The following is a 10,849-nucleotide window of genomic DNA, read 5'->3' as shown; positions in this document are numbered from 1 at the left end:
GTATATCATTGAGTACATTGAATTTTATAATCGAGAGAGGTTACACAGCACATTAGGCTTTCAATCACCTATGGAATATGAAAGTCTATGTGCATAAAAAGTGTCAACGAAAGTGGTATAGGATCACCGCTGCGTTACGGCCCGTGTTGTTGGCGTTATAAGGCTTGAGTATGTGGAAGCACGTAATTGCATCTAGCATCCAATCAGCTTTCGTAGGGGCTTTGCTTCTAATAATCGTTAGCTTGCCTTCATATGGCGGGGCAGCAACTATTTTTGGTTTCATTGCTTTCCCTATAGCTCTTGTTGTTTGTCTATTGCTGGCGTATCCATTAATTCGCTTGTGGCAATTTTACTCTTGGTCAAACTGGGTAAGCTTCGTCGTTTATACCCTTTCAGGCTTTGTTTGTGGCTTTTTTACTCCGGTAGTTATGTTTGGTGTTTCGGGCACAGAGTTTAGTTTTCAGTCTATTACCTTTCTTAGTGTTTATGGCGGGCTAGGTCTTGTTTGTTCCCTTTCCGCGTGGAGCTACGTGCGTAAAAATGTCGCCTTATAACAAGCCGCTCAAATTCGTTCCGGCCGCAAAAAGCGCGGCCTCCACCGGACTCGCTAACGCTCGCCGTTTAGCGGGGCGTTATAGGGCTAGCATGCTCCGAAGCCCAAATTTACTGGATTAGAATCAGGCTAAGAATTAACTAGGAGAAAAGAAGATGCGGATTTTGGGATGCCTATTGTTACTTTTACCTGTGGTTGGTTATGCCGATTCTTATTTATGTGTGGCAGACAAGGCCAGTGGTTTTCAATTTTCTAAATCAAGCTGGGACGTAGCAAATTTTAGAACAGACAATAAATACATCATTCAGGCTTCAAATATTGAGCGCTTCCCACTTCAGGTAGTGAGGGTGGGAGATAAAGTACCTGTAATAATGTGCAAACAGGGAATTAATTCTGGAGGCTTTTTGCATTGTGATAGTGGAGGCCCATTGGATATGCTAGGAATCGTGATGGGCGAGCACTTTACATTTAATGAAAAAAGCCTGCGATTCATGAGGGTGGTTCCTCGTGGCTATATTAATGTTGTTCCAGGAAATGGCATCTCAGAATCAGAGAGTCGCACTCCACACATAGAAATTGGGAAATGCTCTCAACTCTGAGCCACGCAAATGAGAAAAAGCCCTATAACAAGCAAAGGCAGTCGGAAAACCAAAAGCTTCGCTTTTATTTTCCGCTGCTTTGGGCGTTAGGTGCTGGCAGCTTCGTAGTGCCGTCCGACATTAAAGATTGAGTGTAAAGGCTACCATTGCAAGATTTCGAGATTTAAGGTGATAAGGAATATGCTAGACAATAATCACGAAACTATTAATCCTCCAAAATCGAACATTAGTTTATGGAGGTATATGGATCTCACAAAATTTCTAAGTTTGTTGGAAAATAAAAAGCTCTTTTTCCCAAGATCAGACCAGTTTGAAGACGCTTATGAGGGGGCATGGTCAAAAGCGGGTGTAAATTTGCTAAGAGACCCACAAAAAAACGGTGGTCTCCCAACACAAGCAGTTGAGCAACTCATTTCACATTCTGATACCGTAAAAAAAGAAATGTATATTAGTTGTTGGTTTGCAGCCGAGCATGAATCAGCTGCGATGTGGAAATTATATCTACAAAGTAATGAAGGTATTGCAATTCGAACGAATTACGAGTTGCTGTGCGAACCATTGGAAAAATCTAGCTTTAGAATACGCACAACCATGGTTAACTATATCGATTACGACCATCAGGTAATACCCTTCACTAACCTATTGTTCCCATTCGTGTGTAAACGACTTAGCTTCTCTCATGAGAATGAGATGAGAGCTTTGGTTTGGTCATTTGAAGATGTAAATAAAGCGCAAATAGATGCTAACGCAAAATATGTTGAAATAGATATTGATCCACAAAAACTTATTCAATCAGTACATGTTTCTCCGTCAGCACCTTCTTGGTTTGGCGATTTGGTTCGCCAATTGTTGGTTCGGTATGGGTTGAGTGTGAATGTGGAAAATTCAAATTTATATAGTCGCCCAGTGTACTAGTGCACCTAACAATCACAAGCAAGGGACCAAACTACACTCCGCCAATTTGCGGTTCGCTTTGCTCACTTTACCGCAAATTGGCTCCACTACGTTTGGCCCCTGTTGTGGGCGTTATGCTCTCCAGCAACTCAATGCTGCGTTTAGATTTGGAGTTTAGTAGAGAGGAAATTAGATATATGTACGTGATTCTTAATTATGCAAGTACACCACAAGACGAATTCGAAGTTATAGACGACGTCGACGCGAAAAATGCGATTGAGATCTTTGATACGTTTAATTGGCTTCATGAAATTGAAATACATCAGAATCGAAGAGAGAAATTTCCAAGTATTTCAGTTTACGTGGCTGGTGAAAGAGAAATGATTACTATGTATGCAAGAAGAGAAGAAGATAACATATATTTTTTTTCGCAGTGTCGATTTCCAGGCGAGGTAGAAAGATTTTTTGGTCTCTATAGAGCATGGGGAACGGTAACGTTAACTTGTATGGCATTTAGTTACGAGCAAGCACGTAATGCGTTAGTGCTTATGATGGCTAAAAACTACGACGGTTTGAGAGAACTATTTGCATAACAAGTTGGTGCAGTGGAACCAGTTACGCTCTGTAAATTTTATGGTATCGCTTCGCTCTTTTTACCATAAAATTTCCTCCGCTACACTGGTCCACTGACAAAGGCGTTATATGAAAAAGGAAAATAATGGCAAGTCCAAGTGATCACTATTTTAAACAAGAACATATAAGACGACTATATTATTCTAATAAACTTAGAACGATGATGATGGTTTCTATAAAAAGGCAAAACGATACTTGGCCTTGGGAAAAAAAATTAATAAGACACCCACTTTAGAAGGGAAAATATAGAAATACGATTTTTTTCGACAGCAGATACAAATGGCGAGAATTATCGAAAATTATTGAAGGTATTTCACGGTAAAATCGATCGAAAGGCTATCGTTTCCGGCTTGTTTCGATGATGTCGCAGGCGGTAGGCGAGAAGAGGCCGGCTGATGTAGCTAGCTATCAATGGTACTGATAAAAATCAGAGTTACGGGAAATACAAAAGTGCAGAACCCAATCCCGGAGCGCGTTGGTAACCCAAACATTCAGCCGCAAGACGGACTTTGAGTGACGGGCCGACTAAGGATTTACCTTGGCGTTTGAATAAAGTGGATAGCTTCAGCCATCTGTGAGCTGGTATTTGTAAGCGTTCCAGAATAGGCGGCAGGGATTGATTTATGGCCCCTCGTTTATCAGTACGAACGGCACGCCCGGTCCAGTCAACCAACTCCAAATAATCTTTGAGTTCAAAGGCAAGTCCAGTGTTGTGGTCTTGACGTTGGCCACCCACAAATGGAGCTAGTTGCGGGGGGTGTTGGCCATGGGCTTGTAAAATACCCAGTCGCAATTTGATAGATGTGTGATCAGAGGTTTCAGGAGTTTCGGCAAGCATCGCACGGATCGGATTCAAGTCCACATACGCCATACAGGCGAGCAGTGCGGTTTCATCCAGCAAAGCTTGAGAGGTGTAGCGAGCTTCCCAGAATTTGCCGGTACACTGGTCCTCGGCGTTGGCCTGACGGGCGATGGGTTCATTTAGTGCTCGCATGAACCAACTGATGTCCATCAACTGCTTGCGCCACAGGGCAATTTTTATGTCCACAGCATCCTGCTCAGCCATAGACATTCCTTCACCGGATAAAAACCGTTGAGTAAGCAAAGTGCCTTTGTATAATCGGTGCCAGCGTTCGACCACCTGAAGTGGCGTCAGTGACTCGGCCAAAGCCTTATTAACGTGCAATACCAGGTGTAGGTGATTGCTCATTACGGCATATGCACAGACATCAATAGCAAAGGCTTCTGCCAGGAGTAAAATGCGATCCTCCACCCATTGGCGACGGTGCTCGTAGGATTTACCAGTAAAGCCATCGACCCCACACAAAAACGCCCGCCGCACGCAGCGTGAGGTGCAGTGATAGTAGGGCGTGACATCTAAAGACATTTGACGGTAGCGTGCTTTGGGCATGGTAACAGTCTGCGTTTAGCTGGGGATTGGGATACTGATTATATGTACAGTATTGTGGGGTTGGTTGCAAGCGTTAAGATGGGTGTCTAGGTAACCGTTGCGTGCTTTGGGCATGGTAACAGTCTGCGTTTAGCTGGGGATTGGGATACTGATTATATGTACAGTATTATGGGGTTGGTTGCAAGCGTTAATATGGGTGTCTAGGTAACCTAAGTTTAGAAAATCAGTTATGGATTCATTTTACAATATAGGTACTGCGGAGTTTTGGTATGGTGATGTGTTTGCGGGTTGAGCATGCCTAACAAAGCAATGTTTCGGGTTCGGTCCACTCACCGCAAATTGCGGCTTTGAACATGTAGAGAATCACAGTGATTAATTGTCCGGAATGTAAAAATTCAATAGCGACGAAGCTGATACTTATCCCGGCGAAGGACAAATCGATATGCTGTCCGGTTTGTAATACTAAATTACAGGTCGGACGCGGTGTGGGGTTGGGATGTCAATTTTTGATCTGCATTATTTCGTCTGTACTTGGCATGTTGGTGGCAAGAAACTACGAAAGCATTGTCTATTGGGTGGTGCTCTCAGTATGGTTTAGTTTTGTAATTTATTTTCAGTTTAAATGCGCAACTATCAAAGTAATTCATTCATAACCATGCCAGCAATGCTGGCGGCGTTATTCCGAGCGCCCCACAATTTAGTGTTACCCAAGAAAATATGGTAGTGATGAATATGGAAGAGTTAGAAATTCAGATCTCAAAAATGGATAGAAAACACCAGTTCTCAAAGTGGGTTGCCTTACTGCTTGGTGCTTGGCTTATTTCGTTACCGCTTTAACCTGATACATTCCCTTATCGGCATTGGTTTAGAGCAAAGGATCCCAATTCGTTGTATTCAATGTTAGGTGTGTTTTCTTTTGCGTGGGCAATTGGCAATTGGCGCACAACCGCTGAGCTAAAGGTTTTGCAAGCTGCTTTAAAACTGGTAAGGGAAAAACAATAAAAAGTAGTAGCAATTTCTTTTCAGGTAACCAGGTTGGACCGTCGATATTCGAAGGGATAACGGTGTTGGTAACTGGGTTATTTTGTCGGTTGTTTCTGGGGTAAACCACTCTCCCCAAAACTCTCAACAAGATAATCGACAAACACCCGCACTTTAGCGGTTAGATACTGCCGGTGTGGGTAGACTGCAAACACACCGTATTCCGGTTGTTCGTAATCGTCCAAAATAATGGTTAACTTGCCTTCTGCCAGCTCCTTTTCGCAGGTGAACAAGGGCATGTTCGCAATACCAATACCATCGCAAGCCAGGGCCACCATCAGTTCCGCATTATTACACTGGGCGCGCGCTGCTAGTTTTACCTGCAGATTTTCATCGCCTTTTCTGAGTTCCCAGAGTAGTGGGTTGGGGGCCAGTGAATAGGCGATACAGTGGTGCTGCGCCAGTGCTGATGCCGTCATCGGTGTACCGTGCCGATGCAAATAGTCTGGCGAGGCAACAATCACCGATTTTGATTGGGCAAACGCCCGTGCCACCAGGTTTGAATCTTTAACGTTACCAACCCGTATCACCACATCATAACCTTCAGCCACGACATCAATCTTGCGGTCGTTGAATTCGATTTCCAGATTAACTTCGGGATAGCGATGCAGAAATTTTGAGAAGTGGTCAAGCAGAAACCGTGAGCCAAAACTGATGGGGGCGTTTACTCGCAGCAGGCCGCGAGGTTCTTCCTGTAGGCTACTGACCGAGCGGCTGGCGTTCTCGGCATCAATGACGATCTGCTGGCAGCGTTCGTAGTAGGCCTTGCCGGCATCCGTCAGGCTGATGGTGCGGGTGGTGCGGTTCAGCAAACGGCTGCCAAGGCGCTTTTCCAGCCGGGTCACCTCTTTACTGACGTACGAGGTAGAGTGCCTGAGGGATTCCGCTGCGACCTTGAACGAGCCGCTGTTAACCACGGCAACAAAGACTGCGACTCCATCCAATAGCTCGGCGTTGATGATTTTGGTCTTCAAGATGGTCTATTGAGCCGTATATGGAAACAATGATTTTCCATAATACGCATTTATCAACAATTGGCAACAATATATCCTGTTTCAACTAAAGAAGCCCCACTTCAACCGACTAGAAACGAGGATAGCACTATGAAGGTCCTGGCATTTGCAGCAACCAGCAGTAGCAAGTCGATCAACAAACAATTGGTCAAATACGCAACCAGCTTGATCAACTCCGCAGCGCACGAGATTGAGATCATCGATCTCAACGATTTCGAAATGCCACTGTTCAGCGAGGACAAAGAGGCCGAAGTGGGTGTGCCCGAGGCGGCGCACGCATTCTTCAACAAGATCACTGCCAGTGATGCCATCGTCATCTCGTTTGCCGAGCATAACGGTTCCTACACGGTTGCTTACAAGAATATCTTCGACTGGGCATCGCGTATCAGCATGCAGGTTTTCCAAGGCAAACCCATGGTGATGCTGGCTACCAGCCCTGGCCCTGGCGGTGCCGCCAGTGTTCTTAAAGGTGCCGCCGACTCCTCCGTCTACTTCAATGGCAAGGTGGTGGGAACACTTTCGGTACCGAGCTTTTACGACAACTTTGACGCTGCCACCGGCGTAGTAAAAGAAGAAGCTTTAGCGACCGAGCTCAGCAACCTTATGCAGCAACTGGCCGACGCCGCCGATAGTGCGAGCGCAATCGCCGACGAGACTAACACCGTCACTGCCTGAGCGCCGGTAGCGCAATTGCTTGACTAGAGTTCAGAGTATGAAAAGCACAATATTAATCGCCCGGGAATATGGCCAGTCTGCTGTGTTGGCGTTTGCTGAGAGCGAACTGCCAAGCTTGGGCGCGGGCATGGCTCGTATTGAGGTGCGTGCGGCGGGTATAAACCCCATTGATGCCCGCCGCATGACCGGCGAATTCCGCCATGCGCCGCTGCCACTCACCTTCGGTACCGAGTTTGCCGGCGTGATTGTCGATCTGCCGCCTGGTACTGACGGCTGGGCTATCGGCGACGAGGTGTTGGGTTCTGGTGCCGGCTTTACTCACGCCACGGTTATTGATGTGCCGGTGGCCAATTTGATTGCCCGCCCGGCCAATATCGCCTGGTCGGTAGCGGGGTCCTTGGCGGGTGCAGCACAGACGGCCATGACCATCCTGCAGGAGATTGGGCCCGTCTCTTCTCTGTTGGTGCATGGTGCATCGGGCGGTGTTGGTTCTATTACCGTTCAGATCGCAAGAGAACTTGGCATTGATGTGGTGGCGACGGCCTCAGAAGGCAATCAAGCCTATCTGCAATCTCTCGGTGCCATACCGGTGCCCTATGGCCCGGGTCTGATAGACCGCCTGGCGGAAATACATCCGGAGCCATTCGATGCCTCAGTCGATATGATCGGTAACGATGAGGCCACATTAGCGTCACTGGCGCGGGTAAAACCGACAGGCAAACTCGGCACCATTGCCGGCCGTCCGGTTCTTTCTCCACGGGTTCAGGCGATCTGGGTGAAGCGCAATCCGGCCAACCTCGCCAAGGTGGTAGAGGGCGTGGCTGAAGGGCGTTACCAGTGGCCGGTGAGTGCGCAATTTCCATTTGCCCATGCGCAAGAGGCGTACGATTCTATTCTGCAAGGGCACACTCGTGGTAAGAGTGTGCTGATCTTCTGATTGCGCCTGCCGGTTTATAACGCTGCCGGACTAGTCTTTTGGGTTATGCGGCAGCGTCTGCCTGCCTGTGGTTATCAACCAGGCCCTATCCTTAAAACTGCATCCTCAAAACTGCATCCTCAAAACTGCATCCTCGAATCCTCAGCCATAAAGTCCTTCCGTCAAGCCTTGCCTTAGGGCCTGTTGACACTATTTCCACCGCCCCAAAAAAAAGCCCCTGAATAGATCAGAGGCTTATTGGGTAAAGCAAAAAATAACCTCCACAGAAAGTGGAGGTTCAAACCAGCTTAGAACTTATAACTGGCCGTAAGTGACGCGGTGCGGCCTTCAGAGGGCTTAACCACAACGGAGTCGAACAGGTCGGCCGAGGTGTAGTACTCCTCGTCGAACAGGTTGTTCACGCTCAGCAGCAGTTCGTAGCTGTCGGTAACAAAACCGACCGAGGCGGTCCATACCATGTAATCTGGCAACAGCACGGTTTCGAAGGCGTCGGTGTAGGTTTCATCGGCCCAGCTGAAGCCGACACTGGAGGTCAACTTACCGCTGCCCATGGGGTAGGTGAAGTTGCCGTACAGGCTGACGGTGTTGTCCGGCAGGCCGCCACGGTCGAGTTCGACGTTGCTGCCGATAAAGGTGGAACGGTTACCGGCGATACGGCCACCGTAGACCTGCCAGGCTTCTAAACCGTTTTGGGCGGCGAACTCGGCACCGTTAATGACGGCCAGGGCGCCGTCACTCACTTCGGTGGTTTCGATGTGGGTGGCGGTGGCGGTGAGCGAGAAGTTATCGGTGATCAGGGCGCGGGCTTCAAACTCCACACCATCGCTGTAGACCGCGATCAAGGCACCGGTTTGGCCATCGCGATAGGTTTTCTCCTGGTCGAAGTAGGCCAGAGCGGCGTATATGCGCTGGTCTTCGCTTGAGTATTTAATACCGAATTCGCTCAGCTCAGAGTCCTGCAAAAACTGCCCATTTTTAATGGTGCCGACAATAATGCCGCCCAGTTGGTTGGTGGAGAGCGAAGTGGCTTCCGCCAGGGTCAGGTAGGGCACCACGCCAGATGCAAACGGGTAGGAGAGGCTCAGGTTCCAGCTGATGGCGTCGTCGGTGCCGGACTCATCGCCACCAAAGGGAATGCCCAGCAGGCTCTTGGCGTTGTTCTCGGCATCGACATCGTAATAGTCGTAACGGGCACCCGCCAACAGATTGAAGCCCGCGTATTTGATATCGGCCAGGTAGAAGAGGCCGGTATCCATCAACTTGGAATCCTGCTCTTCGTTGAAGTTACGGCGCACAGTGCCACTGATACCGGTGGGGTTGCCGTTGGCATCGTACAAAATGGTGGCGTTGGCGTAGGGGTTTGCTACGGCTGAGTCGATACGGTCGTTAGGGGTAGCGCCAACGGTGATATCACGGAAGTCGAAGGTCTCGTCATAGAAGGCGTGGTTGAGCGAGAGGTTCTCGTAGCGCACCGATAGGCCGGCGATGTGTTGCATCTGCAGGCTGTCGCTGTTGCTGTCGAATTTGAAGGTGGAGCGGAACTCAGCAACCTCGGCCCCCGGGTAGTCGGCGGTGAAGCCCCAGCTCTGGTACTTGGTGTGGTCCATGTAGTCGTAGAAGAGCTGGTTTTTCCAACTGGCGCCGCTGTCAAAATGTTTGGTGAGATCCAAATAGGCCGTCACGGCTGTGGTATCGGCAAAATCGAGTGGGTCGATAAAGATGGTTTCGTGGTCGATCTGCGCGGTACCGGGGTTGGTCAAGGCGTAGCGGTTTTCAATGCCGTTGGGCACGCCGGGGCAGAAGATGTCATTACCGTTGTAACTGTAGTTGGAGTTGCTGACACCATCGGTGACCGTGGCCGGGCTACAGAAGGTGCCCACACCCGAGAAAGAGGAGTTGATAAAGTAGGGCGCGGCCGCCGTTACAAAACCTGACTCCTGAGGCAACAATCTGTCGGCACCGAGACTGTTATCGGAATTTCGCACGGGGGCAGCACCGGTAATGTAGGTGCCGTTATCAATTAAATCCTGGGTGACACGGTTCCAACCAGAGACCTGTACCGCATCCGATTTTTGCCACTGCATACCCGCTTCCAACACCAGGCTGTCGCTCAGGTCGAGGTCGAAAGTGAGCTGGGTGAGGAAGTCTTCATGGTCGAAGCCATCGTAAAAAGAGCCGGAATTTTCATACTCGGCAAAGGCGTAAACACCGCCCTGTTTGCCGGCGATGGTTACCGGCAGGCCACCTTCGGCGGCGATAATTTTCTGGTCGTAGGTACCGATGGTGGCGTTCAGTTTACCGGTCGCTTCGCGAATGTATTTGGTGGTATCGGTTTTGGCGGATTTGGGTATGTAGTTGAGCTGCCCACCGACGCTGCCGGTACCGTATAAAGGTGTTACCGGGCCGCGCATAATTTCCAGGTTCTGAGCGCCGCGGATATTGGTTTTTATAGCACCGGGGTTGGCAATACGGCGGAAGCCACGGTAGTAGTTATCGGCCGATTCACCACGAATATCCATGGCGCCGGCGATACCAAAAAAGGAGCTGGTAAAGGCCCCGGGCGTGAGGCGAACCAGGTCGTCAACACTGCGAAGACCATAGGCCTCCACCAGGTCGGCGCTCACTTCTGAAATGGAGCGTGGGGTCTCTACCAGCGGTTTATCAAAACCAAACGAACTGGTGCCATCGCCGGAGGGCATGATGGAGTTTTCATCTTTGACAACCGTAACGTTGACCGTCTCAATCTCTTGAGCAACGGCGAGCATCGGGCTGGCAACAACGGGCAGTAACGCCGCTGAAATTAATGCGGGTAGGGTTTTTTTTGGCAGCAAGGTCACAACAACATCCTTTAATTAATATAAGTAAACAACGGAACCTGCGAGGCAATGGCTGTGCCAATTTGATAATTTTTTATGCAGTTTATGGAACTTTTCTCTTTCCTCATAAAAGTTGGCCGTTCGGGCAACTTTTGTTGTCGGCGGCGTTTCTATCAATTCAATTTTTGAAAGTTAAAGCGGGTGCTTTATGGTGCACATTGGATGATTGTGAGGATCTTTAGCTCGGTTGTAGGGCACTGGATAGTGTTATTGGACA

At 48.8% G+C, this 10,849-nt stretch carries 10 protein-coding genes; 7 read left to right on the top strand and 3 right to left on the bottom strand.

Going from position 1 to position 10,849, the window contains the following annotated elements:
- Positions 1 to 4 precede the first annotated feature (4 nt).
- The 5 genes from SBL51_RS23275 (at position 5) to SBL51_RS05745 (ending at position 2,639) form a co-directional block, all read left to right on the top strand.
- Positions 5 to 97, top strand: a complete 93-nt coding sequence (locus SBL51_RS23275) for an IS3 family transposase (protein ID WP_411860462.1) — start codon at positions 5 to 7, stop codon at positions 95 to 97.
- Between the two features lie 73 nt (positions 98 to 170).
- Positions 171 to 554 (top strand): hypothetical protein, encoded by a 384-nt coding sequence (locus SBL51_RS05760; RefSeq protein ID WP_317929925.1) that lies wholly within the window; start codon positions 171 to 173, stop codon positions 552 to 554.
- 175 nt (positions 555 to 729) lie between these two features.
- Positions 730 to 1,152 (top strand): hypothetical protein, encoded by a 423-nt coding sequence (locus tag SBL51_RS05755; RefSeq protein WP_317929924.1) that lies wholly within the window; start codon positions 730 to 732, stop codon positions 1,150 to 1,152.
- A 243-nt stretch (positions 1,153 to 1,395) separates the two neighbouring features.
- The gene (locus tag SBL51_RS05750; RefSeq protein ID WP_317929923.1) at positions 1,396 to 2,067 is read left to right on the top strand and encodes a hypothetical protein; all 672 of its coding nucleotides are present in this window, start codon (positions 1,396 to 1,398) and stop codon (positions 2,065 to 2,067) included.
- A 176-nt stretch (positions 2,068 to 2,243) separates the two neighbouring features.
- Positions 2,244 to 2,639: a hypothetical protein gene (locus SBL51_RS05745; RefSeq protein ID WP_317929922.1), complete on the top strand. Its 396-nt coding sequence runs from the start codon at positions 2,244 to 2,246 to the stop codon at positions 2,637 to 2,639.
- Positions 2,640 to 3,112: 473 nt separating this feature from the next.
- Here SBL51_RS05745 and SBL51_RS05740 read toward each other — a convergent pair whose 3' ends face one another.
- Together SBL51_RS05740 and SBL51_RS05735 are read right to left on the bottom strand one after the other, a co-directional pair.
- Positions 3,113 to 4,090 (bottom strand): transposase, encoded by a 978-nt coding sequence (locus SBL51_RS05740; protein ID WP_317929920.1) that lies wholly within the window; start codon positions 4,088 to 4,090, stop codon positions 3,113 to 3,115.
- A gap of 1,079 nt (positions 4,091 to 5,169) precedes the next feature.
- Positions 5,170 to 6,105, bottom strand: a complete 936-nt coding sequence (locus SBL51_RS05735; protein ID WP_317929918.1) for a LysR family transcriptional regulator — start codon at positions 6,103 to 6,105, stop codon at positions 5,170 to 5,172.
- Between the two features lie 129 nt (positions 6,106 to 6,234).
- On the opposite strand from SBL51_RS05735, the gene SBL51_RS05730 reads away from it, so the two are divergent.
- On the top strand, positions 6,235 to 6,819 hold the full coding sequence (locus tag SBL51_RS05730) for an NAD(P)H-dependent oxidoreductase (RefSeq protein ID WP_317929916.1): 585 nt from the start codon (positions 6,235 to 6,237) through the stop codon (positions 6,817 to 6,819).
- Positions 6,820 to 6,856: 37 nt separating this feature from the next.
- Positions 6,857 to 7,756, top strand: coding sequence for an NADP-dependent oxidoreductase (locus tag SBL51_RS05725; protein WP_317929914.1), 900 nt, complete (start codon positions 6,857 to 6,859; stop codon positions 7,754 to 7,756).
- 287 nt (positions 7,757 to 8,043) lie between these two features.
- Here SBL51_RS05725 and SBL51_RS05720 read toward each other — a convergent pair whose 3' ends face one another.
- Complete coding sequence (locus SBL51_RS05720) at positions 8,044 to 10,593, bottom strand: TonB-dependent siderophore receptor (RefSeq protein WP_317929912.1); 2,550 nt, start codon at positions 10,591 to 10,593, stop codon at positions 8,044 to 8,046.
- Positions 10,594 to 10,849: the final 256 nt, after the last annotated feature.

The organism is Halioxenophilus sp. WMMB6 (assembly GCF_033283405.1).
GTDB lineage: Bacteria > Pseudomonadota > Gammaproteobacteria > Pseudomonadales > Cellvibrionaceae > Halioxenophilus.
The sequence above is the reverse complement of the archived record's forward strand: the minus strand, read 5'-3'. Positions and strand labels throughout refer to the sequence as shown.

Coding starts and splice junctions, on each gene's coding strand:
- SBL51_RS05760 (WP_317929925.1), top strand. CDS start 171: ATGTGGAAGCACGTAATTGCATCTAGCATCCAATCAGCTTTCGTAGGG.
- SBL51_RS05750 (WP_317929923.1), top strand. CDS start 1,396: ATGGATCTCACAAAATTTCTAAGTTTGTTGGAAAATAAAAAGCTCTTT.
- SBL51_RS05730 (WP_317929916.1), top strand. CDS start 6,235: ATGAAGGTCCTGGCATTTGCAGCAACCAGCAGTAGCAAGTCGATCAAC.
- SBL51_RS05725 (WP_317929914.1), top strand. CDS start 6,857: ATGAAAAGCACAATATTAATCGCCCGGGAATATGGCCAGTCTGCTGTG.
- SBL51_RS05745 (WP_317929922.1), top strand. CDS start 2,244: ATGTACGTGATTCTTAATTATGCAAGTACACCACAAGACGAATTCGAA.
- SBL51_RS05740 (WP_317929920.1), bottom strand. CDS start 4,090: ATGCCCAAAGCACGCTACCGTCAAATGTCTTTAGATGTCACGCCCTAC.